The organism is Pseudidiomarina mangrovi (assembly GCF_003999375.1).
Classification (GTDB): domain Bacteria; phylum Pseudomonadota; class Gammaproteobacteria; order Enterobacterales; family Alteromonadaceae; genus Pseudidiomarina; species Pseudidiomarina mangrovi.
In genome coordinates this window covers 337,721-361,831 of the sequence record NZ_RJLC01000014.1, presented here as the reverse complement: position 1 = coordinate 361,831, position 24,111 = coordinate 337,721, and the positions used below count along the sequence as shown (strand labels likewise).

The window sequence follows — 24,111 nt, the reverse complement described above, 5'->3', positions numbered from 1 at the left end:
GCCTGAATCCGGTAAGTGCCCACACAGTTTGCTTGGCTTGGTATATTGTTAAAGAGCGTTGCTCGCAGTGAGCAGGCTGCGCATTCTACAGCCTTGAGCGGTTGAGTCAAGCCTTTCGGCAAAATATTTATGACGCAAAACCGCTGCTTTTGGCGACTTCATCGTCTGCCTAAAGCGTGGGGCGCATTTTAGAGATTTAACTGCAACCGTCAAGCCCGTTTTCTGCCTTTTTGACTGTTTTTTTACTGACTGCTGGCTTTCTATACAAAGCACCTAAATTTTGTACCGAGTTCGTTTAATTCGCCAGCATAGCGGCTTTCTGCTAGTATTTTGCTAGTCGCTTAAATGATCAAAAAGATAACAATTTAGAGGTAAATCGCCATGAGTGGAGATATTCGTAGTTATCGGGGTATGGAGCCGCAACTGGGTGAACATGTCTACGTGGACCGTAGCGCGGTATTAATTGGTGACGTTAAACTGGATGATCACGTCAGTATCTGGCCATTGGTGTCGGCCCGCGGCGACGTCAACTTTATCCGTATTGGTGCCCGCACTAATATTCAAGATAACTGCGTGCTGCATGTCAGCCGAGCCAGTAGCGGTAAGCCTGAAGGCGAACCACTGATTATTGGTGACGATGTGACCGTGGGCCATCATGTTATGCTGCACGGCTGCCGTATTGGCAATCGTGTACTAATAGGTATGTCGGCGATAGTCATGGATGGTGCGATAATCGAAGACGATGTGATTATTGGCGCCGGTAGTTTAGTGCCGCCTGGTAAGGTTCTCGAAAGTGGTTACTTGTATGTGGGTAGCCCAGTACAACAGCAACGCCGTTTACATAAACATGAGCTAGAGTTTTTGCCGCAGTCGGCTGCTAACTATGTGCTGTTGAAAGACGATTACCAACTCAACGTCAGCCCTATTTAACCGCTGTTAATGAAAGTCACGCGAGCGCTTGGTCTCTAGCTGATGCTGATCAAGTGCCGCGCTACCATCCTGTAAACGCCCAGCAATAATATGAATCACCTCGCCGTGACGCTCCAAAATACCGCGTACTCGTAACAGCCGCGCAGTCAGATAGGCCTGCTTAAACTGCCGCGCCGTTGCCAGCCACACCACTACATTCACCAGCCCGGTTTCGTCTTCTAAGGTAATAAAGGTGACACCGCTGGCGGTGCCTGGCCGCTGCCGACAGGTCACAATACCGGCCACTTCAACTACTTGCTGGTGGCGCAATAATGGTAACTCTGCTGCAGTACGACAACCCTTCAACACACCCTGCTCACGTAATAGCGCTAACGGGTGACGCCGCAGTGATAATCCGGTGCTGCTGTAATCAGCACCAATATCGTGATATTCCAATGGCGCTGGCAGCATAGTGTCATCATCACTGTCACTGACTTGGGCAAATAACGGCAACTGCTCATGTGCCAATGCCATGCTTTGCCACTGGCTTTGATAGCGGTGGCCGCTGAGCTTGCTCAAAACATCGGCGGCCGCTAGTTGCTGTAGTTCCGCCGCACTCCAGCCCAATTGCCGTAATTGCTGTAGCTGCTGATAGCCGCCGGCAGGGCGCTGGGCTAAAAGTTCACGGCAACGCTCACCGTTGAGCCCTTTAATAATGCACAACCCTAAGCGAATGGCTAACTGTTGCAACGGTACCAACTGATGATGCCACTGGCTGCTTTGAATATCGGCCGGTAACACCGGAATATGGTGGCGATTGGCATCGGCAATAAGCTGCCCCGCCGAGTAAAAGCCCATGGGTAAACTATTTAATAAAGCGCAATAAAAGACCGCTGGGTAGTGACACTTCATCCACGCCGAGGCATAGGCTAAGTTAGCAAAACTGGCCGAATGCGACTCGGGGAAGCCATATTCGCCAAAACCACAAATTTGCTGGTAGATACGCTGAGCAAATTCGCTACTGTAGCCGCGCGCTAACATGCCATCAATCAAGCGCTGTTCAAATTGGCGCAATTCACCGCTGCTTTTCCAATTGGCCATAGCGCGCCGCAACTGATCGGCTTCGCCACCACTAAAGCCAGCGGCCACCATAGCCAATTTAATCACTTGCTCCTGAAAAATGGGTACCCCGAGAGTGCGCTCGAGTACGCTTTGCACCGCAGCGCTGGGGTAGGTCACTGCTTCCAGCCCGGCACGGCGGCGCAAATAGGGGTGGACCATATCGCCCTGAATGGGGCCGGGCCGGACAATGGCAATTTGCACCACTAGATCATAAAAGCGCGCTGGCTTTAGCCGCGGCAGCATATTCATTTGCGCCCGCGATTCGACCTGAAACACGCCAATGGAATCGCCTCGTTGCAGCATCTCATACACCGCCGGGTCGTCGCTTGGCAGGCTGGCTAGATTCAGTGGCCGTTGATGATGCTGCGCTACCAGTTCAAACATCTTGCGCAGTGCACTGAGCATGCCGAGCGCCAGCACATCCACTTTGATTAATTTCAGCGTTTCAATATCGTCTTTATCCCACTGAATCACCGTGCGGTCAGGCATGCTGGCGTTTTCTACTGGTACTAGCTGGGTCAAACTGGTTGCAGCAATCACAAAGCCACCAACATGTTGCGACAAATGCCGTGGCATACCGCGCAATTGCTCGGTCAGCTGTAGCAGCCAGCGGCCACGGCTGGTACTGACCAATTGCGGCACCTGCTGTTGCAGTTGCTGTTGCCAATCAAGCTGATGGTCACGGCGATCAATATGGCGCATATAGTGCGCCAGTTCTGGCTCGCTAAAACCTAAGGCTTTGCCAACATCGCGAAAGGCGCTACGTAAGCGATAGCAAATCACCGTAGCGGCTAATGCCGCCCGTTCGCGACTATATTTCTGGTAAATATATTGGATGATCTCTTCGCGCCGTTGATGCTCAAAGTCGACATCAATATCGGGGGGCTCATCGCGTTCCACCGAAATAAAGCGCTCAAACAGCACATCAATTTGGTCCGGATTCACCGCAGTGATTTGTAAGCAATAACACACTACCGAGTTAGCTGCCGAGCCACGGCCTTGATACAAAATGCCGCGCTGTTGGGCAAACTGCACCAAATCATGAATGGTGAGAAAGAAATAGGCGTAGCCCAATTGGGCAATCAACCCCAGTTCTTTTTCCAGCTTTTCCTGCACATCGCTGCGTAAGCCAGCGGGAAAACGCTGCGTCACCCCAGCATAGGTCAATTCGCGTAGGTAATCGTCGGCACTACGCCCAGCCGGCACTAGTTCGGCTGGGTACTGATAACTCAGCTCACTCATACTGAACTGGCAACGTTGGCTTAACTGACTGGCTTCAGCTAACCACGCCATAGGGTAGCAACGCTCTAACTCCGTGCTACTGCGTAGGCAAAATTCCTGATTCGGCAGTAATTGTTCGACTACCTCGGTGACCGCTTGGCCGCAGCGAATGGCGGTCATCACGTCATACAGTGGCTGCCGCTCCGGCTGATGGTAATACACCTCACAAGCGGCCAGCACCGGAATGCCGGATTGCTGGTGATACTGCACATAGCGCCGATACTGCTCGGCATCGTTAGCTTGGTAATGGCGGCTATAGGCCAACCAGAGACGCTCTGGAAAAGCTTGCTGCAACAGCTCATGATACTCGGCAAAAGCCGCTTCAGACGCTGGCCGCCACAACAGTAAGCAATCACTTAGGTTGCTACTAGCGGCAAGGAATTGCTGAGCACTGAGCTGATAACTGCCTTTTTCGGCGCGCCTGCGTGCTTGGGTGATCAGTGCGCACAACTGTGCATAACCTTGGTGATGCTGCACCAACAGGATCAAACAACCCAGCTCGGGCAGCTGAAACTCGCTACCAATAATCAGCCGCAGCGGGCTATTGCGAGCTGCCACATAGGCTTTTACCGCACCCGCTAACGAGCACTCGTCGGTGATGGCTAAGGCCTGATAACCCAGCTCAATGGCGCGCTGCACTAATTCTTTCGGTTGCGAAGCGGCACGCAAAAAACTGTAGCTACTGCGACAATGCAGCGCTACCGGCGCCCAATTAGGTGAACCAGCCATGCACAAACCAACCTTGCTGGGAATGGAAGATCCAGCCTTGCCGCTGTTGCTGATCCAGCGCCACATAGTAGTCGCGCTGGCACGGGGTATCGTCCCACCAACCACTGGCTAAGCGTTCTGGGCCCCATTGCAGCTGCCAATGCTGTGGATCAATCGGTTGCTCGGGGTCAAGCAACCACAATGGCCGAGGCAATTGTGGCATCAGCCCAGCGCTGGTGGCAGTGGCCTGCCATAACTGCCACTGCTGCGCCTGCTGTGGCCGCCAGTCACGCTGCGGCTGAGGCAGTTGTACCGCGCGCTCACCCAAGCGCGCCTGTAAGCGGCTGACTAACTCACCGAGCGGTTGGGTGGGTGCGGCGACTTCAGCACTGGCCTGCACCAAATCATTGTGCTGCTGTTGTCGGGGCTCCAGCCGCTGCGCACGTAATGCCAACTCGAGTGCTGGTTCAGGGAGTTGCTGACGCTCTAACTGCAACTGAGTTAAACCCAGCATATCTTTCAGTTGCCACACCGGGTGAGCAAAGCCAATCAGCTGCTCGGTATGCTGGCCGTCACGATGGGTGACCCGCAACAACAGACCACGCACACTGAGTTGCCGCACTTGCAAAAAGGCCTCCAGTTGCTGCAATAAGCGCCGCAGCGGAAACACTAACTGCGCCCAACTGGCAACTTCAGCGAGTAAATCTAACTGCTGATGAAACTGTGCTGGCGGCTGGTAATACTGTTGTGGGGTAGGCAGCTCACCACTGAGTTGCGCCAAATACTGTGTCATCGCCCGCCCAAAGCGTTTACCTAATGCACTCCGATGGCGCTGTTGCAAAGCGCCGATGGTGGTAATGCCAACCTGTTGCAAGCGGGTGATATGTAGCGGCTCTAAGCCACTGGCGGTAATGGGTAATTGCGCCACCGCTTGCTGTACTGTACGGGCATCGTTGCTGAGCAGGCTACAGCCAGCTTGCGCCAGCAGCCGCGCGCGCATGGGGGTATCGCCACTGGCCACCACGTAACGTATGGGCCACTCCTGTAAGCGCTGTTGCAACTGCTGTAACAGCCCTTCAAAGCCACCATACAAGCGCAGCATACTGGCCACTTCAAACAATAATCCCTGCGGTGGATACAGCGCTATATGGGCAATATCTTGGTACCACAGCTGCGCCAGTTGCGCCAAAATGCGCTGCTCTTGCTGTGCTTGATAGGGCCGCAATTGCACATCGGCTAGCAAGGTGGTGGCGGTGACTTCGGCCATATGTAGCCGAATACCTGCAGCCGCAGCGGCTTGATTACACTGCACCACCTGCCGCGCACCCACGCGACTGCCGTCGAGCAAGATCTGCGGTTGCTGCTGTTGGGCGGTGGTTTGCAGCGCCAGCTGAGTATCGAGCAGCAACTGTGGCGCGTGCACATACAACCAGGCGTTCATGTTAATAGGCGACGCCGCGCAGGTAATAACTGATCCACCGGACAACGGAACGGCGGTAATGGCCAACCAAAGCGACGTTTTTTAATGCCGACCTGAAAGCCTAGCTGGGGTTTATCGGCAGGGCGCTGTAATTGCAGGCGATTCACATAAGCGCGTGCTTCATCGCTAGGCTGCCAGCTACTGAATACAAATAGCAGTTGCTGATGCTGCTCGGCACATTGCTGTAAGCGCCGTACCCATGCCGCTGGTAGGCTAGGCAGCCAAGCCAGCAATAGCCCACATTGGCGCGACTGCATAGTTTGTTCCAACACCCAAACCGCATGCTCATTGCATGATGTGCGCACCAGTAATGGCGGCTGCTTAATGTGTTGATGCAACAACCCCGGCCAATATGGCTGCGCCGGTGGGTTCAACCATAAACTTGGGCGCTGCAGTTGCCGCAATAACGGCACTAACAAGGCTAATTCGCCACTAAATGGCTGTGCTACCTGCAATTCATTAACGCTGCCACGCAGCCAGCCACCGCCCAAGTGTTGGTTCAGTTCAGCCCAGCCACTATCTAAGAATTGCTGCTGGTCATGGGGCTGATGTTGCTGCCCTTGCCAGACCAAACCTTGCTGTAAAAGTTGCTGTAACTGCATACTGACCTCACCCAAAAACCCGCCAAAATACTGTATAAATATACAGTATTATTTTCGATGCTGGCAAGTGTTTCGCAATTGCGTATCATAAGCAGTTGATAACCATGAGGGAGCGCTGATGCTGACCACCTTGTTGATACCGATTCGCCTGATCCTAAACTTCAGTTTTGCGGCACTCACCACTGGCTTGATTGCTTTTGTGATCATCGTTATTGGTTTGCCCAAATTGTTGCTACCGTTCGCGCCGGTACAACGCTGGTTCTCTAGCCTGGCCAATAGTGTGTTCCGGCTGTGGGGTTACGCCATGTCGCTGCTGTTTCGGCTGACCCAGCCAATGCGCTGGCACATTGAAGGCGACCATCAGCTGCATCGCGACCGTTGGTACATGATTATTGTTAATCACCGCAGCTGGGTGGATATTCCGGTGCTGATGCACTTAGCCTGCCGTTACATGCCGATGCCGCGCTTCTTTTTGAAACAAGAGTTGATTTGGTTGCCACTGATTGGGTTAGGTTGCTGGACCTTGGATATGCCTTTTATGAAGCGCTATTCACGCGAGTTTCTCGCTAAAAATCCGCACTTGCAGGGTAAAGATATCGCCACCACGCAACAAAAATGCGAAAAGTTTCGGCATATTCCGACCACTGTCATTAACTTCTGTGAAGGCACTCGTTTTACCCGCGAGAAGCATGCCAAAAAGGGCAATGAATTTAAGCATTTGCTGATGCCAAAAGCAGGCGGAACAGCGTTTACCCTGCAAACTATGGGGAAGCAGTTCGACGCCATTTTGGATATCACTATTGTCTACCCACCTGGCCCACGTACGGTGGTATGGCAGTTCTTAACCGGGCAATTGCGTGAGGTGTACGTAAAAGTGGAAACCCTGCCCATCACCCCAGATTTAATCGGTGATTATTTACAAGACGAGGCGTTTAAGCAGAATTTTCAAAGCTGGCTGAACAGCCGTTGGGTGGCTAAAGATAAAACCTATGACGAGCTGCTACAACGGGCAACAGCTCGCCACTAAGCGATTATTTTTGCTCGAGCAAATAACCGACTAATTTCACCATATCGGCACTGAAATCTTGGCTATCGCCTAAACCCTGTGGGTTAATGCGATATTTACCGTTAACGATAAAGGTTGGGGTAACCCGTACATCGTATTTTTCGGCTTCTTTTTCAATACGATCAGCAGCTACTTTCACCATAAAGCTACTCATCGCTTTATTGACTTGATCGTCTGCAAGGCCCTGTGCACGCAAAATGTCCTGCAAATCTTGCACCGTCATCACCGGGTTTCTTTCAACGTGTTGGCGACGGAAAAACATCGAGCTGAAACCCTCAGCAACCTTCAAGCGCTCAGCCACCACAGTGGCGCGCAAAATGCTCTTGGCAAATTCGTCGTTACCTACTGGCACATGGGATTTGCGGAAGCTATCAGGATAGGCTTCTTTCAATGCGGCGGCAATGGGTTCATAACGGAAGCAGGCACCACAATAGAATGAGAAGAACTCAATGGCTTCTGGTTTGGCAGTCGCTGTTTCAGCAATCACCTCGTAATGCACGCCTTCTTTAAAATCTTGCGCCGCGGCTGGCCACATGATTAGTGCTAGAACAGCAAACAACAACTTCTTCATGGATACATCCTTAATTCAAGTGGATCGTCTTGTAATAGGGCAAATTGTTCTTTCAGGGTTAGCACCTGCTGTTCCCAGTAGCGCTGTTCCGCAAACCAGGGAAACGCGCGACGAAATGCCGCATCATCCCAACGCCGTGCTAACCATGCCATGTAATGTATGATACGAAAAGTGCGCAAGGGTTCAATCAGCACCCCTTGGTCGGTATCAAACTCACAAAAATCTTCGTAACCGCTGATCAGCGCATCAAACTGCTGCCAACGACTGCTGCGGTCATCGCCGGCCACCATCATCCATAAATCTTGAATGGCTGGGCCGCTACGCGCATCGTCAAAATCAACAAAGGTAAGCTGGTCATCACGCAGCAGCATATTGCCAAGATGACAGTCGCCATGCAAACGTTGTTTTTCGAAGCGCTCGAAGTCTACGTTACGCAATAACGCCGCAATAGGTTCGGCAATAGCCCAAAAAGCACTCTGTAAATTATCCGGCAGCAACGGTGACTGGCGCAGGGTGTCCAGCGCATCGGTGATGAATTCTTGGTAACTCAAGCCGGGGCGATGCACAAAGCTACCTTGCTGAGCCACCGCATGTAGGCGCCCAATTTGCCGGCCAATCCGTTCCAGTTGGTCTAAGTCACCTGGCTCAACAGCGCGGCCGCCCACACTCGGAAACACCGCAAAGCGATAGTCGTTAAAGCTATGCAGGGTCTGGCCATTGAACGCCAACGGCGCCACCGCGGGGACTTCTTGCTCGGCTAATTCGCGGGTAAAGGCGTGCTCTTCGAGGATCTGCTCGTTGCTCCAGCGCGCTGGCCGATAAAACTTTGTCACATATCGGCGGCTATCATCGGCAACAAACTGATACACGCGGTTTTCATAGCTATTCAGCGCCAACAACCCCGACTGTGGATCAACCCCAACACTGGCTAATGCATTGGCGATGAGATCAGGGGTGAGGGCGCTGAAACTAAAATCGGCCGCCGCCTCAACCTTACTCATAAATGAACGTAGTCACTTGTTTTTGCTGCACCTCGCCACTGGCATTTTGTACCACAAAGGTCACGTCTTGCACGCGCTGTAGCACCTCATCGGGATTCACTGCCAGGGTCAGCGGTACCGTGGCTATCTCACCACCCGCTACAGCAACCGTGGTTTGCCCACTTAAGACAAAGTCACTGAAGCCCTCAATGGCGATGCTGTAGGTTTCTGGCAACTGCGATTTGTTCAAAATTTTCAAGGTGAAGACATTTTCGACCCAGCTGTCCATGTTGATGGAGTACAACTGATTGCGGTCACGCAAAATATCCACTTTCAATGGCACGCGGGTAGCGATATCCCACACCAACAAGCCGGTCATCAGCACCACCGCAATAGCATAACCGACGCTCTTGAAGCGCACTTTGCGCGTGCGTCCGCCTTGCAAGTTGCGCTCGGTGGTAAAGCGAATCAGCCCACGTGGGTAATTCATTTTATCCATGGTGTCGTTACAAGCATCTACACACGCGCCGCAGTTGATGCACTCATACTGCAGGCCGTTACGAATATCGATACCGGTAGGGCAGACTTGTACGCATAAGTTACAGTCAACGCATTCACCGAGATTGTTTTGCGCAAGTTGATCATGGCCAATTTTACGCGAACGCCCACCCCGCGGCTCGCCGCGTTTAGCATCATAGGATACCGTCACCGTATCGGGGTCGAACATCGCCGACTGAAAGCGCGCATAGGGGCAGATGTGGGTACACATGATTTCGCGCATCCAGCCGGCATTACCGTAGGTGGCGAAGGCAAAAAACAGCACCGAGAAAATCGCCCAGAAACTTGCCTGCCAGGTAAAGAATTCGATGAAGAGCTGACGAATATCGGTGAAATAGCCGACGAATATCAGCGCGGTCAACAACGCTACAATAAACCACGATGTATGCTTGGCCAGCTTACGCCACACTTTATCAAAGTCCCAGGCGCGGCGGTCGAGCGACATACGCTGATTGCGGGTACCTTCAATTTTTTTCTCAAACCACATGAAGATAAACGTCCAGGTGGTTTGTGGGCACATAAAGCCGCACCAGACGCGACCATAGAGGGTGGTTACGAAAAATAGTGCGAACGCGGCAACAATACTGATCCACGCTAAAATGGTGAGGTCTTGTGGCCATAGTGTCAGGCCGAAAATACGAAAGCGCTGCGCCATGATATCTAATAGCACCGCTTGTTCACCGTTGTACTGCAACCATGGAATCAGCGCAAATACGAAGAGCAAGATAAAACCAAAGCTGCGCCGAAACCACTCTAAGCTACCTTTCACGTCGCGCACGTAAATACGGTTGCGCAGAGGGTAGGCATTGGAGCCTTGATTCGGGTCAGGCCGCACAATTTTGACTTGATCAGCCGCTAAAACTTTGATTTTTTGTTCCATGATCACACCACCACCATTGCTTCGCCAACAGGCACCACATACCGCAATAAAAGGTCAGCCATGAGTATAGCGAAATTTACTGATAAGGTTCAGGGAAATATGCCGTTACAAGGTAGGAAAGCTGCGTTTGATCATAGCTTTGGCAAAAAAATACCCGAGCTGAATAAACAGCTCGGGTACAAAGGTTTCTAACAACCTGATCTCAGGGAACTGTGAAGACTTTAGCAGCACAATATGACGTTATCATGACAGGTTACTTTATTTGTTCAACCGAATAAAAGCGGCTATGATAATCGAAATTATCAATGCATCAACGCCAGCCGTTGCGGGAGATCCCGATGACCAAATTGCCCAGCTTAAAAAATCTCAGCTATTTATTGGCATTACACCAGCATCAGCACTTTAACCGCGCCGCGCAAGCCTGCCATGTCAGCCAATCGACCCTCAGCAGCGGTATCCAAAACTTGGAAGAACAATTGGCCTGCCAGCTCATTGAGCGCGACCATAAATCATTCCTGTTCACCGCTATGGGTGAAGAAATCGTTGAGCAAGCGCGGACCATCTTGACCTCAGCCGAGGAGTTGGTGAACTTTTCACTGAGCCAGGGTAAACAAATGGAAGGCCCGCTGCGGCTTGGCTGTATTCCGACCATTGCACCGTTTTTACTCGGTGCGCTATCGAAGCTGATACAACGCGATTATCCGAAGTTACAGTTGCATTTGTGTGAAGATACCACCACGAATTTAATGAATCAGCTGCGCAACGGCGAACTGGATGTGGTATTGCTGGCATTACCGGTTGACCTGCAAGGCAACCAAGCCTACGTGCTGGGACGTGATCCATTTAAGTTAGTGGTGCATAAAAGCCAAGCAGCAGCGCTGAAAGAGCCGGTCAACTATGGCTTGCTACCCGATCACTCACTGTTTTTGTTAGAACGTGAGCACTGCCTCAGCGGGCATGCGGTGAACGCATGTGAGATGGCTGACTCAGTGAAGATCAATCCGTTCACGGCAACCAGCTTGCATAGCTTGGTACAAATGGCCGATGCCCGTCAGGGCGCCACTTTTCTGCCGCAACTCGCGATAGATCGGGGTATTTTGAATGACACTGACTTGGTGGCGCTGCGGCCATCGGGACGAGAAGCTTCGCGCGAGATTGGTCTGGTCTATCGGGCGACTACGACACGCCGGCAAACCTTCCGCAAACTCGCCGAAGCGATAGCGACCCTGTTACCGGTACCCACGTTACGCTAGCTCGTGTTACTGGTCTCACGTAGCCAGCGCTTTACAGATTCACGGTTAAAATTCAAACAGCTTTCATTTTATAGTTACACAGCCGTTTCGCAATCACGCCCTTAAGGAGCCGAAATTATGCGTACCAAATTATTACTCAGCACCGCGTTAGCAACACTCATTCCGTTAGTTATCAACACCACTGCACAAGCCAACGTGGTAGAAACCGAACGCCATAAAGTTGAATTAACTACTATTGCCGACGGCTTGGAGTTTCCGTGGGGCATGGCATTTTTACCCGATGGCACGCTGCTAGTCACTGAGCGCGGTGGTAATTTGCGCCACGTCACCTTAAACGGTGATATTTCAGCGCCGATTGCCGGCGTTCCAAAAGTATTCGCGCAAGGCCAGGGCGGTTTACTCGACCTTGTGCTTGACCCTGATTTTGCCACCAATCAGTTGGTGTATATGAGCTACTCAGAGCCGGCTCCACAAGGCCAGGAGGGTTCGAGCACCGCCGTAGCACGGGCCAAATTTGATGGCAAGCAACTAACCAATGTTGAAGTGATTTTCAGCGCCGCTCCGAAGTGGGCGAGTAACTTCCATTTTGGCTCGCGACTGGTGTTCTCAGCCGATGGCGAGTATCTGTTTATTACCTTGGGCGACCGCGGTAATCGCCGTGACGACGCACAAGCGTTAAATACGCACATTGGTAAAGTTATTCGCATTCACAAAGATGGCCGCGTACCCGCCGACAACCCATTTGTGAACCAAGCTGGCGCCTTGAAAGAAATTTGGTCATGGGGCCACCGTAATGTGCAAGGTGCGGCATTGCACCCGGTAACTGGTGAGCTATGGACCAATGAACATGGCCCCAAAGGTGGCGATGAAATTAATATCACCCGCGCTGGTAATAACTATGGCTGGCCAATAGCTACTTTCGGCGTCAACTATAACGACACCATTATTAGCCCTCTTACGGCCGCACCACGCACTGAACAACCGCACTATTACTGGGTGCCATCTATCGCCATCTCCAACATGCTGTTCTACAGTGGTTCGGCGTTTCCAGCGTGGCAAGGCGACCTACTCGTTACTGCTTTGAAAGGCTCGGTGGTTGCTCGCTTGGACCTTGATGGTGAGCGCGTGATGCACGAAGAGCGCTTGTTTGGTGAGCTGAATGCGCGTTTACGCGATATTGAGCAAGGCCCAGATGGTTATTTGTACCTGATTACCGATGATCGCAACGGTAAATTGATTCAAGTTAAACCGGCCAAATAATATGTCTTTGCTGTATTCAACGTCACGGTTATACCGTTCAATAACGCTGGCTTTGGCCGGCGTTATTGGTTTTTCTGCGCAGGCCCAGCAGCAAGTGCCCGAACAACAGGTGGATGAACGCCTGCAAGTGACCGCCTCAACACAGAGCGTTGCTCGCACCACCCCGTCGGCACTAAGCCAATTATCGCAGCAGCAACAAGCACCCGGCTTACGCATTGATGCGGCAGAATTGTTAGCTGGTCTAGCAGGTGTGCAAACCGATAGCCGGGCCAATTACGCGCAAGATACTCGTATTACCCTGCGTGGCTTTGGCGCTCGTTCAGCCTTTGGCGTGCGCGGTGTGCTGCTGCTGTTAGATGGCATTCCATTGAGCATGCCCGACGGCCAAGCGCAAACCTCATCGATTTTGCTCGATGAAGCCGATAACGTGCAGGTAATTCGCGGCCCGCTAGCGACCTTGTATGGCAATGCCGCCGGTGGTGTGATTGATTGGCGTAGCCGAAGCCCTGAGCAATCGAAGCTGCAAGTGGATTTGCTCGGTGGCGCCAATAATACCGCTCGTGGTGTTGTGCAGGGTGATTGGGTCAGCGATGAGCAGGCGTTGCGCTTAGTCGCTGCACGCCTGAGAACCGATGGTCCACGGGCACAAAATAGCGCTGAACGTGATCAACTGGCACTGCGCTGGTACCGCTCGCTCGGCGCTGAGCGTGAGCTGATTGTGCGCTTGGATGATAACAATGCACCGCTGTTACAAGACCCGGGTAGCTTGACTCCTGCCGCTTGGGCTGCTGATCCTGAGCAAACGTTTGCCGGCGCCAGCACCTTCAATACCCGCAAAGCCATTCGCCATAAACAAGGTTCATTGACACTGCGCGATGATAACTCGCAGCTGCCTTGGCACATTAGCCTGTGGCAAGGCAGCCGAGCGGTTGAACAGTATCTACCATTCACCGGTGCCGACCCGACTAGTTCGGGCGCGGTGATTGACCTGCAACGTGATTTTCGCGGTATTGATGCGGCGGTGAATACCTTCTTTGACGTTGCGCAACCACTACAAGCAAGCTTTGGCGTTACCTTGTCTGAGCAACAAGATCGCCGTTATGGCTATGTGAACAACTTTGGTGAGCGCGACGAATTGCGTCGCGATGAGCAAGGCGATGTGACCAACAAAGCGGCCTATAGTTTATGGCAATGGCAGCCCGCCGACGCGTGGCAACTGATTGCTGGCGTGCGCTATAGCCAGCTGAAGTTCACGGTAACTGACTACTACATCAATGCCAACAGCCCGGATGACAGCGGCAGCCGCGATAATTCAGCGTGGAGCTGGAATCTCGGTGTCAACTATCAAGTCAATGAGCACACCAACGTATTTGTAGCACGTGGCCGCGGTTTTGAAACGCCTACCTTAACTGAGCTGGCCTACAGCGCTGAGGGCAGCGGGCTTAATCAACAACTTGGCCCGGCCTATAATCAGCAGTGGGAAACAGGGGTAAAGTGGCGTTATGACAGCTGGCGCGCACAACTGAGCCTGTACAGCATTAATAGCAGTGATGAGATTGTGGTTGATCAAAGCATCGATGGTCGCACCATTTATATCAATGCCGAGCAGACCGAGCGTCGCGGCGTTGAATTTGAGCAGCAATGGCAATGGCATGAGCAGTTCGATTGGCGCGTGGCAGCGAGTTATATTGATGCCCGTTACAGCAACCAGGCGCGCTTACCTGGAGTGGCGCAAAAAACCTTTTACAGCCAGCTAAACTGGTATCCAGAGTTTTTACCGATACCAACCACTTTAAGTCTAATTACGGATTATCGCAGCAATATCGCTGCAAATGACGCTAATTCAGTAATTGCTCCTAGCCATGTTTTATGGCACTTGGCGATCAGCCAAGATTGGTCTTGGGGTGACATCGAGCTGCAGCCATGGGTGAAGGTGCACAACCTCACCGACCAAGACTATGTCGGCTCGGTAGTGGTTAACCAAGGCAATGGTCGCGCTTTTGAACCCGGAGTTGGTCGCGAATTACAATTGGGTGTACGTATGACTCAACGCTGGTAAACTCGAACAAGACAACCGGGTTACTTACAAGGAATCAGCCGTGGATATTTCCTGGCAAGCCGTATCTGAGCGTTATCAGCCGTACTTACAATTGAATTTTGTCATCACCCTGGTAATTATTGCTTCGCCGCTGGTGGCGGCGCAATTTATTGAGCCGTTACAGCCACTGCTGCCGGCTTGGTATTGGTTACTTGCTGGTTGGTTTGTGCTGCTGCTCTTTCTACTCGGCTTTATTGCACCGCGCCGCTATCAATACACTGGTTTTGCTGCCACCGAGGTGGCGATTATGCTGCGGCGCGGAGCGTTATGGCGTAGCCAGCGCGGTGTGCCGCTCAATCGCATTCAGCACGTCGAAATCAAAGAGAGCTGGCTAGAACGACAATTCGGTATTTGCCAACTGTGTATTTACACCGCTGGCAGTGGCGGCGCCGATATTCGTATTCCGGGCTTACCACCCCAGCTCGCAGAGCCACTAAAACAGCAGTTGCTGCACACCATTGCCGCAGAACAACTGCTGGAGCAGAACGATGACTGAGTTGCTGTGGCAACGCCCCACAGTCATTACCATTGCCTACTTTGTGTTGCGCCAGCTCAAGCAATTAGTGAGCAATTTCAGTAACTTCATACCGATGCTCAGTGCGCTGTTGGTCACCGGCATCAGCCTGCAATCATTCCTTTTTATTGCCCTCGGTTATGTGCTGTTCGTGATGATTGGTGCGGTGCTCAGTTATCGTTATTTCGCCTTTGCGGTGACTGCAGACGCCTTGCATATGCGCAGCGGGGTGCTCAATCGGCAGCAACTCACACTCAAATTTGCCCGTATTCAGCAAGCTGAAATTAAGCAGCCGTGGTATTTTCGGCCATTTAAATTAACCATCATCGGGGTTGATAGCGCCGGCTCAAGCGGTAAAGAAATTGAGATCCCTGGTTTGACCTTAATCGCGGCACAACAGCTTCGTAGCCAACTACTGAGCGGGCAAACCGCTATGAGCGATGAAGCCGACACCACTTCGCTAGCGCAACAGGTCGACTATCGGTTGCAATTCAGCCTCGGCGAGTTGTTGCGTGGTGGCTTGATGGATAACAAAGTATGGCTGCTGATGGCGGTATTGGTGTACCCCATGAGCCAGCTCAATGTGTTTGAAGACTATGTCGCTCCATGGTTGCAACAGCAAGCCGTGGCATGGTCGCAAACACCTGCTGTGACAGTCACTATCGCCGTTGTTAGTGGGGTGATAGCGCTGTTCATTGCCGGTCTACTGGTGACCTTGGTGACCGATTACCGGCTGACATTATCTATTCATAAAGGGCGTTTTCAGGCTCAGGCTGGGCTATTAACGATTCGCTCGCTGAGTTTTCGCTACCATAAACTGCAACGCGTGGTGTTCAAGCAAAATCTCCGCGGTCTGTTGCTCAAACGCTGGCGCCTCACGCTCAATCAACTGCGCCCGACCGTTCGCAAGCAGTCACAACAGCAAGTCTTCAGCTTGCCGGTTCTTGATCAGTCGCTCGTAGCTACACTGCGCCAGCATTTACAGCTCCCTGAGCCGAATCAGTTACCCTGGCATGCACTGCCGTTTGCAGCGCTATTAGGGCCCAGTTTGGTCATTGCATTACTGGCTATGGTGGCAAGCTGGTGGTGCTATGTCGCTATCCCTATGGATAATTTCCCGCTGCGGCTCATTGCTGCTATCTGGTTACTATTACAACTTTTGCTGTTGGTTGGCTGGCGCCGCTATCGGTGGGCCCATGACGCTCATTGGTTAGTCGTTCGACAAGGCATAGTGGGACAACGCGAACAGTGGTATCCACTGCATAAACTGCAGCAAATCAATGTGAATCAGTCACCGTGGCAACGGCTGCTCGGGGTAGTGACATTGCAGGTGATTGGTGCTGCAGGAAGCGAACGGGTCACCATACAGCCTGCCGTCAGCGCCTATCAGCTGCAGCAACGCTGGCTGACAGACATCAGTAGCAGCCAAAAATCATGGATGTGAGTGCTCATCACGGCACTGCTCGAGAGGAAACTCAAACTCAATGGTGGTGTGGGCTAAATGAAACGGCTCCAGCCTTTCAGCCACTTGCGTCTTCAAGCGGCGCAGTTCGCTAGTACTGTAATCGCCGTGCAAAGCAAGATGGGCGGTACACACGTGACGTTCGCCATCGAGCGACCACACATGCAAATGATGCACGTCTGCCACTTCAGTGAGTTCACTCAGTGCCTTATGGATGGCGGCTGTTAAGCTCTCATCGGGTGCCGCCTGCACAAAAAGTTTAATGGTCTCCGACAAGCTTTTCACCACATTCAGGAGGATGAACAAGGTGAAGGCTATTGATAACAGTGGGTCTAGAATAGGCCAGTCAACAAACATCAAGACGATAGATACCAGCAGCACTGCCACCCAGCCCAACACATCCTCCAGCAAGTGCCAATTTAACACCCGTTCATTCATGGTCTTGCCACGGCTGAGCTTGTAAGCGGCATAACCATTAATAGCAATGCCCAACACGGCTAGCGCCAACATGCCCTCAGCATGGGGCATTTGCGGTTGCCATAACCGCGGGATAGCTAGCATCAAGATCCACACTGAGCCGGCAATCAAAATCACCGCGTTAATCAATGCCCCCACCAAGGACAACCGCTGGTAGCCATAGGTGTATCGCTGACTGGGGTCACGCCCACTGAGTTTATTCAACACCCACGCGCTACCAATGGCGATGCTATCACCGAGGTCATGTACGGCGTCAGCCAATATCGCTGTGCTATTGGTCAGTATGCCGCCAATAAACTCAATAATAGTAAAGCCCAAATTGAGAAAAAACGCCCAGCCAATGCGCTGCGACGAGCTTTCACTGTGATCATGGTGATGGTGGTGATGGTGGTGATGCGCCATTACAGTGAATTATCCAACGTAGTCAATCTGTAGCGATTGGAGTAGCCGCTCTTGCCACTCCAAGATGGGCGCCGGGCGACCAAAATAAAAGCCCTGAAATTTAGCGCAACCCATTTCTTGCAAGCGTTTGGCTTGGCCATGGGTTTCAACGCCCTCGGCAATGACATCAATACCCAAACTGCGGCCCAAGCCGAGAATAGAGCTAATAATGATCTCATCATTTTTGTTCAGCAATAATTCGCGCACAAACGACTGGTCAATCTTCAACTGATACAAAGGCAGCCGCCGCAAGTAGGCGAGCGACGCATAGCCGGTACCGAAGTCATCCAGCGAGAATTTAACCCCCAGATCCGCCAAACGATGCATACGTCGTGCGGTTTGTTCAACATCTTTAATCAGCATACCCTCGGTGATTTCAAGCTCGAGCCGTTGCGGATCGATATGTTCATCAGCGATACATTGCATAATTTGTGCTACAAAAGTGCCCTCACTAAATTGTCGCGGGCTAATGTTGACCGCCAACGATAAGCCTCGTAGCCGTTCATGTTGCTGCCACTCGTTGAGGATCCCGCAAGCCTGACGCACCACCCAATCACCTAAATCGATAATCAACCCGGTGGTTTCAGCCACCGGTATAAATTCACTCGGTAAAATATCGCCCAGCTCGGGATCATGCCAGCGGCATAACAGCTCGCCACCAATCACTTGCTGAGCAGCATTCACCTGCGGCTGCATATAAAGCTGTAAACCATTGTTATCAATGGCTTTGCGTAGCGCATTCTCAATATTTACGCGGCGGGTAATATTTTGCTGCATATCCACGTTGAAAAAGCGCACGCCACCTGGGCCCAGTAACTTGGCATCGGCTAAAGCGAGATCACCGTTTTTGAGCAATGATTCAGCAGTTTCATTCATGTCAGAAAACATGGTCACGCCAATATTGATCGCAACTTTATGTGGACTACCAGCTAACTCAAACGGCTCATTAAAGGCGGTCAATAGTGCCTTTGCCCAATTGCGAGCCCCCATAATGGCGTGCTCTCGGTCATCACTTAAGTCTTCTAGAATCACCACAAAATCGTCAGCGCCCAAGCGTGCAGCGGTAGCGGTTTCATCAATCAAACCAGCTATGCGTATTCCCACTTGCCGCAATAAATCATCACCAATAGCATGCCCTAAGGTATCGTTGATCACGGTAAAGCCGACCAAATCGATGGCAAATAATGCCCCCTCATAGTGGGTACGCTGATAGCTCAGCACGCCATGGCCAAGATGCTCAATTAAGCGACTGCGGTTGGCCAAGCCCGTCACCGAATCAAAGTATGCCAGTCGATTGAGTTGCTCTTGTATTTCGATGTGCTCGGTGATGTCGGTGGAAATACCGCAAAGCCCAAAAATATCGCCGTCGGGGTCTCGTAGTGGAATTTTTACCGATAAAAACGTGCGTAATTCACCGGTGCGAATTTTATTGGTTTCTTCATCCACCACCCGTTCGCCTTGGTCCAATACGCGACGATCGTTTTGGCGAATCTGAGCGCAGGTTGGTGCATCAAAAAACTCATCGTCCAGTTTACCGACAATAGCACTTGGCGTTGTTGCTAACAGGCTGGCAACGCGCTGATTGGCATAGGTATAGCGACCCTCGCGGTCTTTGATATAGATGTAGCCTTCAACAGTATTCAAGATGGTATTGAGTTGCTGTTCACTATGTTGCAACTGCAACGTTTGCCGTTTTACTTGGCCACGCAATAAATAAGTGAAGCCTAATGCCAAAGCTAAAACTGCTACTAAACCATAGGTGATTTGATAGAAGAACTCTGGGGTCGGCTCAGCGGCATACACCTGCCAGCGTTGCATCACCTGTGAGTACGGCGACTGGCTATTGTTCTGCCAGGTGTTGATATAGCCTTCAATGGCGGCGATGTATTGCTTGGCGGTGTTGGTATTGCCGGCAAAATGCAACGGTGCTGGCTGAAACATCACGGGGGTAGCGTACAAGCCCTGCTCGCGCACTTGGGCATCACCATACAATTGATTGGCAGCGACCGCATCAACCATATCTTGATCGAGCAAACGAAAGCCTTCCGCGAAGCTGCTTACATCGACAAATTGCACCGTGAGCCCAAAGCTCAGGGTTAAATTGCGCAGGTACTCTTGCTGAACCGAGCCTTGTAATACCGCAACTCGCATACCTTCTAGATCAATCAAGCTAGTAATTTGATTGGGCGATTTACTGTAGAGTTGCGACCAACTGCGCAGCACCGGGGTAGCATGAAAGTCAAAATCGGCGTCGCGAGCAGCATTGATGGCGACATCAGGCATCAGGTCAATATCACCGTTTCGGAGTAATTCGAGGCAATCATTGAAGCGGCATGGAACCGGCTCGATACGCCAGTTCTCACGCTCGGCCATAGCCATCAATAAATCACCAAAAATGCCGGTTATGTCGCCATTTTCGCTCAGCATGACTTTAGGCGGGTTGTCGTAAACGCCAACCCGAATGGTGGTGTACTCAGCATCTATTGCAGCGGCCACAGTTGACCACAGCACCATCATAGCACCTAACACACGAACCACACTCGGACGCAACATATAGCCCTTTGTTTTGACTTGAAAGCCGTTGTCTATAGGTATAGCAGACAACGGCTTAATTCACATCACACTGACTGACGGTTCGAAAAATATAATTTACTGCTCCAATCCCAATAGCAGTAATAACTCCAAAAACCGCAGTTGCATACTGGCCGTATCAATAGTGGTGAGTGTTTCATAATTCTGACCCAAATCGGCTGTGCGAATTATGCCGCCTTGGTCACACAGAAAATAAAGTGTGTTGTCGTGGGTTAATGGCGCCAGCAAGGTTTCACAAGACGTTTGGGTAACGCCATGGTACTGATGTTTTTCTCGGTTAGTTAGTTGCTCCGCAGCGGCCGTGACAATATACAGCGCGTCGTCACCTGCACCCGCAGCATCGCGCCGCCCCAGCGTGACAAAACGGCCATCGGCTAACCGCGTCGGCAAACTAGCGTCGGCTTTGTTATCACCAATGATATTCAAGCGACGCTTAAATACCCGCCAGCTAGCACCATCATCGATACTGACGACTTGGTCACCAATACCATCCCACAAGCTGGTCTGAAGGCCAACCAGAGAGCCCTGACCTAATGCTGCGAATTTGATTAGTTCCTCAACGGCAGGAGTAATAGTTAACGCATGGGTATCGGGGTGGAACGAGTGAACTTTATTACCCACCAAAATACGTGCGCCACCATCGCTGGTCAGAAACGGAAGAATTTCATCGTCACCAGTCCAAATCGATTTCTTACGCTCAAGGCTATGCATACGGCGCCAAGTGCTACGGATATCATCAAAACGGTACAGATAGAAGGTTTCTGCTGATTGCGTCAGCGCATAGTTGGTGGTTTTTCCCGCCGCCAACCAAACAATGGATTCACGGGTATTCACTGCCTCAATTGGCTGCCATGGCCCAGCTAATGAGGGCGCTGCAAACAGCGCGCCAAATTCACCGCCAACAATCACTTCATTGGGCATTTCTAACAGCGCCGCTAACTGCCCATCGGTCGGCAGGCTTTCTGTGTGCCAATTGGCGTCACTGTCTAAATAATGCAACAGCCCAAAGCGCCCGGTGACTGCCCCTTTGCCATAGCGGGTCAGGCGATGCGGTATATTACTGAAGGCATTAGCGCGACTGAGCTGGTACAAATCGGCGCGTAGTTGCTCAGTCTTGGCGTCGTCGCTATCCCAGCCGATCTGTACATCATCGATTAAGCGAGTGGCTAATTTCGGATAAGATTCCAGCGCAAAACGGCGCAAATCGGTCAACTTCCCACCACGCGTGACATAGGCGTTTTGTGCTCCCGAAGTGGTCCAGAAACTTGGTGATGACACCGTCAATAATGGTTGAAACACTATCGACCCTAACTCGGTGAGGGTGTTGGTAGCGACCGTAAAGGTACCCGTTGATAAGCCCACCTGCATACTCAAGCTCGAGCTCATATTGCCATCGCTGTAAAAGCTATAGAGCAAGCCAATACGATACTCGCCGGCCGGCATACTTCCTAAAAAGCTTTGGCTACTAATAGCGCCAGCGGCAATCGGCGACAAGGTATAAATATCGAGATCGTAGTCAATCTCATCATCCGGCCGCTTTACCCCTTTGGCACGCGCTTTGGCGATAGCCTCGGCCTTTTTCGCATCACGATTGTCAATGCGCACCATCCAGACTTGGTTCCAGTTGGGATGCAGCGGCGCTAATATCTCCACATTATTCACCACAGAGACCGCCACAAAGCCATGATCGGCCGGGACTTTTTCAATAGCGCTGATATCGGCTTGATATATCGATGACGCGCATCCGGACAGGAGCAACAATGCACTGAAGGCTGCAAGCAGAAATTTCATAACGGAATGACCTTATCGCGGGTGGAACTGGAAATGAGCTGTTAATTTAACGTTATGATTGCGTTTTTTTCAATGCCCCTCTAGGGTGTCTGAAAAATAAATATTGGGAGCATCATCATGCGTATTAGCTTAGCCATTGTTATTACGATTGTCGCCTATTTACTCATGTGGCCGGTAGCGGTATCGCCCGTGGCGTGGCAAGCGCCCGAAAATCCTGGGTATCAAGGAGCTTTTGCCGTTAACAACCGGCTTGTTGATGCCGATATCGCCCATACCACAGCCGTGCTAGGTGGCGAAGATATCGTCATTGATAGCTCTGGACGACTGTATGTTGCTAACCACGACGGTCGTATTTTGACCCTAGCCGATTGGTCGGGCCCGGTTGAAACCTTTGCTGATACCGGTGGTCGGCCGCTCGGCATGGAATTTGATGGTCATGGTCAGCTAATCGTTGCGGACGCTTATAAAGGCTTGCTGAGCATTGATAGCAACGGCGTGGTGTCGGTATTGACGAACACCGTCAATGGCGAGGTCATTGGTTATGCTGATGATGTGGACATTGCTGCGGATGGCCGTATTTATTTCTCTGATGCCTCAAGCAAGTTTGCTGCAGCAGCCTATGGTGGTAGCTACGCGGCGAGTTTACTGGATATCATGGAACATGGCGGTCACGGTCGATTGTTACGCTATGACCCTGCCACGGACAGTACCGATGTGGTGCTAAATGGCTTGGAATTTGCTAATGGCGTGGCAATCAGTGCCGATCAACAGTCGGTTTTGGTGGTTGAGACTGGTTTATACCGAGTATTACGGGTTTATGTGGCCGGCGAGCGCGAGGGCGTGGTTGAGGTCGTGATTGATAATTTACCGGGTTTTCCCGACAACATTAACCGCGCCGCCGATAGCGACTACTTTTGGCTGGGCTTAGTATCACCTCGCGCTGCCGCCTTAGATGCCTTAGCACCCCACCCATGGCTACGCAAAATGGTGCAACGATTGCCGAGTTTTATGCGACCACAAGCGACGGCTTACAGCCATGTGGTAAAAATTGATGGCGCCGGCGCGGTGGTAGAAAACTTACAAGACCCGAGCGGTGCTTATGCACAAACCACCGGGGTATTAGAGACGGCGGATTATTGGTACATATCGAGCCTAGCCGCAGCAGGCATAGCACGGCTAGCCCGCCCGCAGCGCAATGACTAGGCCTTTTTGACGAATTCTGTCTTTAACTTCATCGGGCCGATACCGTCAATTTTGCAGTCGATGTCGTGATCGCCTTCGTCGGTAAGGCGAATATTCTTCACTTTGGTGCCTACTTTTACCACCAATGAAGACCCTTTAACCTTTAGATCTTTGATGACGGTTACCGTATCGCCATCGACGAGTTGATTGCCATTCGCATCGCGATATACCTTTCCTGCTGCGGCTGCGGCTGTGTCTTGCTCAGACCATTCATGACCGCACTCCGGACAGATCCACATTGCGCCATCGGCATAACTATACGGTGATTGACATTGTGGGCATGGATTTGAGTTATCGCTCATGGTTTATCGCTCGTTGAGTTACTACGTTCGGGTTTCTTCGATACATAAATAGTAATGTGGCCTTCAATCACGGCTTTACCGTCGGCACGATAGCCGGCTACGGCGACATTGATATCACCTTCTTGCCAAATATCCGCTGGGGTTTGCGCCACAATACGAATATCACTGTCGGCTTTGGCGGTATAGTTTACTGTCATGCCTTTGGGGATCCAGCGCAAATGACGCGGAATGGAGGCCTCGGCAAGCGCCCCCATAGCCATTTCTAAGCCGTTACATAGGGCAATGGCATGCACCGTACCAATATGATTATGCACCGCTTTGCGCTTAGCAAAGGTCAGCTCACAGTAGTTCGGGCGCAATTCGGTAATCAGTGGTTTAATGGTTTTAAAATAGGGTGCTTTGCTGGCAAACATGCGGGCAAATAGCTGCCGGCCGAAGGGCCATTTCAATACCTTGTGATACATCGCCAATAAATAATTGCTACTCATACATGCGTCTCATTGATTTTTTGTCGCCGGTGGC

General features: G+C 51.6%; 19 protein-coding genes. 8 read left to right on the top strand and 11 right to left on the bottom strand.

The features are described 5' to 3' along the window. The first annotated feature begins 381 nt into the window (after window positions 1–381). Window positions 382–930, top strand: a complete 549-nt coding sequence (locus EFO84_RS07540) for a gamma carbonic anhydrase family protein (RefSeq protein WP_127347431.1) — start codon at window positions 382–384, stop codon at window positions 928–930. A 6-nt stretch (window positions 931–936) separates the two neighbouring features. On the opposite strand, the gene EFO84_RS07535 is transcribed toward EFO84_RS07540, so the two are convergent. Genes EFO84_RS07535 through EFO84_RS07525 form a run of 3 tightly spaced genes read right to left on the bottom strand, consistent with a single transcriptional unit; the run spans window position 937 to window position 6,102 of the window. Further along, window positions 937–4,041 (bottom strand): error-prone DNA polymerase, encoded by a 3,105-nt coding sequence (locus EFO84_RS07535; protein WP_127347430.1) that lies wholly within the window; start codon window positions 4,039–4,041, stop codon window positions 937–939. Continuing rightward, on the bottom strand, window positions 4,025–5,461 hold the full coding sequence (locus tag EFO84_RS07530) for a Y-family DNA polymerase (protein WP_127347429.1): 1,437 nt from the start codon (window positions 5,459–5,461) through the stop codon (window positions 4,025–4,027). The genes EFO84_RS07535 and EFO84_RS07530 overlap by 17 nt, the downstream gene beginning before the upstream one ends. Further along, window positions 5,458–6,102, bottom strand: coding sequence for a hypothetical protein (locus EFO84_RS07525; RefSeq protein ID WP_127347428.1), 645 nt, complete (start codon window positions 6,100–6,102; stop codon window positions 5,458–5,460). The genes EFO84_RS07530 and EFO84_RS07525 overlap by 4 nt, the downstream gene beginning before the upstream one ends. A 118-nt stretch (window positions 6,103–6,220) precedes the next feature. Between EFO84_RS07525 and yihG the strand changes: the two genes are divergently transcribed. Beyond that, on the top strand, window positions 6,221–7,129 hold the full coding sequence (gene yihG / locus EFO84_RS07520) for a 1-acylglycerol-3-phosphate O-acyltransferase, YihG family (RefSeq protein ID WP_127347427.1): 909 nt from the start codon (window positions 6,221–6,223) through the stop codon (window positions 7,127–7,129). Between the two features lie 4 nt (window positions 7,130–7,133). On the opposite strand, the gene EFO84_RS07515 is transcribed toward yihG, so the two are convergent. Genes EFO84_RS07515 through ccoG form a run of 3 tightly spaced genes read right to left on the bottom strand, consistent with a single transcriptional unit; the run spans window position 7,134 to window position 10,157 of the window. Beyond that, a complete protein-coding gene (locus EFO84_RS07515) occupies window positions 7,134–7,739 on the bottom strand; it encodes a thiol:disulfide interchange protein DsbA/DsbL (RefSeq protein ID WP_127347426.1) in 606 nt (201 codons plus the stop codon). After that, the gene (locus EFO84_RS07510) at window positions 7,736–8,740 is read right to left on the bottom strand and encodes a serine/threonine protein kinase (protein WP_127347425.1); all 1,005 of its coding nucleotides are present in this window, start codon (window positions 8,738–8,740) and stop codon (window positions 7,736–7,738) included. The genes EFO84_RS07515 and EFO84_RS07510 overlap by 4 nt, the downstream gene beginning before the upstream one ends. After that, window positions 8,733–10,157, bottom strand: coding sequence for a cytochrome c oxidase accessory protein CcoG (gene ccoG, locus EFO84_RS07505; protein ID WP_127347424.1), 1,425 nt, complete (start codon window positions 10,155–10,157; stop codon window positions 8,733–8,735). The genes EFO84_RS07510 and ccoG overlap by 8 nt, the downstream gene beginning before the upstream one ends. A gap of 338 nt (window positions 10,158–10,495) precedes the next feature. Here ccoG and EFO84_RS07500 point away from each other — a divergent pair, with 338 nt between their 5' ends. The 5 genes from EFO84_RS07500 to EFO84_RS07480 all read left to right on the top strand — a co-directional run bounded on the left by EFO84_RS07500 (window position 10,496) and on the right by EFO84_RS07480 (window position 16,726). Further along, the gene (locus EFO84_RS07500) at window positions 10,496–11,410 is read left to right on the top strand and encodes a hydrogen peroxide-inducible genes activator (RefSeq protein WP_127347423.1); all 915 of its coding nucleotides are present in this window, start codon (window positions 10,496–10,498) and stop codon (window positions 11,408–11,410) included. Window positions 11,411–11,527: 117 nt separating this feature from the next. Continuing rightward, a complete protein-coding gene (locus EFO84_RS07495) occupies window positions 11,528–12,670 on the top strand; it encodes a PQQ-dependent sugar dehydrogenase (protein ID WP_127347422.1) in 1,143 nt (380 codons plus the stop codon). A 1-nt stretch (window position 12,671) separates the two neighbouring features. Continuing rightward, window positions 12,672–14,729 (top strand): TonB-dependent receptor family protein, encoded by a 2,058-nt coding sequence (locus tag EFO84_RS07490; protein WP_127347421.1) that lies wholly within the window; start codon window positions 12,672–12,674, stop codon window positions 14,727–14,729. A 40-nt stretch (window positions 14,730–14,769) separates the two neighbouring features. Continuing rightward, entirely contained in the window at window positions 14,770–15,264 is a 495-nt protein-coding gene (locus EFO84_RS07485) for a PH domain-containing protein (RefSeq protein ID WP_127347420.1), read from the top strand. Further along, the gene (locus tag EFO84_RS07480; protein WP_127347419.1) at window positions 15,257–16,726 is read left to right on the top strand and encodes a PH domain-containing protein; all 1,470 of its coding nucleotides are present in this window, start codon (window positions 15,257–15,259) and stop codon (window positions 16,724–16,726) included. Before EFO84_RS07485 ends, EFO84_RS07480 begins: the two co-directional genes overlap by 8 nt. Here the strand turns inward: EFO84_RS07480 and EFO84_RS07475 are convergent. From EFO84_RS07475 to EFO84_RS07465, 3 genes are all read right to left on the bottom strand, one after another. Further along, window positions 16,715–17,623, bottom strand: a complete 909-nt coding sequence (locus tag EFO84_RS07475; protein ID WP_127347418.1) for a cation diffusion facilitator family transporter — start codon at window positions 17,621–17,623, stop codon at window positions 16,715–16,717. The two genes, EFO84_RS07480 and EFO84_RS07475, sit on opposite strands and share 12 nt — an antisense overlap. A 9-nt stretch (window positions 17,624–17,632) precedes the next feature. After that, window positions 17,633–20,215, bottom strand: a complete 2,583-nt coding sequence (locus EFO84_RS07470; RefSeq protein ID WP_127347417.1) for an EAL domain-containing protein — start codon at window positions 20,213–20,215, stop codon at window positions 17,633–17,635. Between the two features lie 96 nt (window positions 20,216–20,311). Then, window positions 20,312–22,045, bottom strand: coding sequence for a hypothetical protein (locus tag EFO84_RS07465; RefSeq protein ID WP_127347416.1), 1,734 nt, complete (start codon window positions 22,043–22,045; stop codon window positions 20,312–20,314). Window positions 22,046–22,162: 117 nt separating this feature from the next. On the opposite strand from EFO84_RS07465, the gene EFO84_RS07460 reads away from it, so the two are divergent. Then, on the top strand, window positions 22,163–23,248 hold the full coding sequence (locus EFO84_RS07460; RefSeq protein WP_127347415.1) for an SMP-30/gluconolactonase/LRE family protein: 1,086 nt from the start codon (window positions 22,163–22,165) through the stop codon (window positions 23,246–23,248). Here EFO84_RS07460 and EFO84_RS07455 read toward each other — a convergent pair. Together EFO84_RS07455 and EFO84_RS07450 are read right to left on the bottom strand one after the other, a co-directional pair. Next, window positions 23,245–23,589, bottom strand: coding sequence for a zinc ribbon domain-containing protein YjdM (locus tag EFO84_RS07455; RefSeq protein WP_127347414.1), 345 nt, complete (start codon window positions 23,587–23,589; stop codon window positions 23,245–23,247). The two genes, EFO84_RS07460 and EFO84_RS07455, sit on opposite strands and share 4 nt — an antisense overlap. Further along, window positions 23,586–24,077 carry a hotdog fold domain-containing protein gene (locus EFO84_RS07450; protein WP_127347413.1) on the bottom strand — a complete coding sequence of 164 codons (492 nt, stop codon included), beginning with the start codon at window positions 24,075–24,077 and terminating at the stop codon, window positions 23,586–23,588. Before EFO84_RS07450 ends, EFO84_RS07455 begins: the two co-directional genes overlap by 4 nt. Window positions 24,078–24,111: the final 34 nt, after the last annotated feature.

What these genes read in the sequence shown, in the direction of transcription:
- EFO84_RS07465 (WP_127347416.1), bottom strand. Translation starts at nt 22,045, where the DNA reads ATGAAATTTCTGCTTGCAGCCTTCAGTGCATTGTTGCTCCTGTCCGGA.
- EFO84_RS07455 (WP_127347414.1), bottom strand. Translation starts at nt 23,589, where the DNA reads ATGAGCGATAACTCAAATCCATGCCCACAATGTCAATCACCGTATAGT.
- EFO84_RS07530 (WP_127347429.1), bottom strand. Translation starts at nt 5,461, where the DNA reads ATGAACGCCTGGTTGTATGTGCACGCGCCACAGTTGCTGCTCGATACT.
- EFO84_RS07525 (WP_127347428.1), bottom strand. Translation starts at nt 6,102, where the DNA reads ATGCAGTTACAGCAACTTTTACAGCAAGGTTTGGTCTGGCAAGGGCAG.
- yihG (WP_127347427.1), top strand. Translation starts at nt 6,221, where the DNA reads ATGCTGACCACCTTGTTGATACCGATTCGCCTGATCCTAAACTTCAGT.
- EFO84_RS07460 (WP_127347415.1), top strand. Translation starts at nt 22,163, where the DNA reads ATGCGTATTAGCTTAGCCATTGTTATTACGATTGTCGCCTATTTACTC.
- EFO84_RS07515 (WP_127347426.1), bottom strand. Translation starts at nt 7,739, where the DNA reads ATGAAGAAGTTGTTGTTTGCTGTTCTAGCACTAATCATGTGGCCAGCC.
- ccoG (WP_127347424.1), bottom strand. Translation starts at nt 10,157, where the DNA reads ATGGAACAAAAAATCAAAGTTTTAGCGGCTGATCAAGTCAAAATTGTG.
- EFO84_RS07500 (WP_127347423.1), top strand. Translation starts at nt 10,496, where the DNA reads ATGACCAAATTGCCCAGCTTAAAAAATCTCAGCTATTTATTGGCATTA.
- EFO84_RS07480 (WP_127347419.1), top strand. Translation starts at nt 15,257, where the DNA reads ATGACTGAGTTGCTGTGGCAACGCCCCACAGTCATTACCATTGCCTAC.
- EFO84_RS07475 (WP_127347418.1), bottom strand. Translation starts at nt 17,623, where the DNA reads ATGGCGCATCACCACCATCACCACCATCACCATGATCACAGTGAAAGC.
- EFO84_RS07490 (WP_127347421.1), top strand. Translation starts at nt 12,672, where the DNA reads ATGTCTTTGCTGTATTCAACGTCACGGTTATACCGTTCAATAACGCTG.
- EFO84_RS07470 (WP_127347417.1), bottom strand. Translation starts at nt 20,215, where the DNA reads ATGTTGCGTCCGAGTGTGGTTCGTGTGTTAGGTGCTATGATGGTGCTG.
- EFO84_RS07540 (WP_127347431.1), top strand. Translation starts at nt 382, where the DNA reads ATGAGTGGAGATATTCGTAGTTATCGGGGTATGGAGCCGCAACTGGGT.
- EFO84_RS07535 (WP_127347430.1), bottom strand. Translation starts at nt 4,041, where the DNA reads ATGGCTGGTTCACCTAATTGGGCGCCGGTAGCGCTGCATTGTCGCAGT.
- EFO84_RS07450 (WP_127347413.1), bottom strand. Translation starts at nt 24,077, where the DNA reads ATGAGTAGCAATTATTTATTGGCGATGTATCACAAGGTATTGAAATGG.
- EFO84_RS07495 (WP_127347422.1), top strand. Translation starts at nt 11,528, where the DNA reads ATGCGTACCAAATTATTACTCAGCACCGCGTTAGCAACACTCATTCCG.
- EFO84_RS07510 (WP_127347425.1), bottom strand. Translation starts at nt 8,740, where the DNA reads ATGAGTAAGGTTGAGGCGGCGGCCGATTTTAGTTTCAGCGCCCTCACC.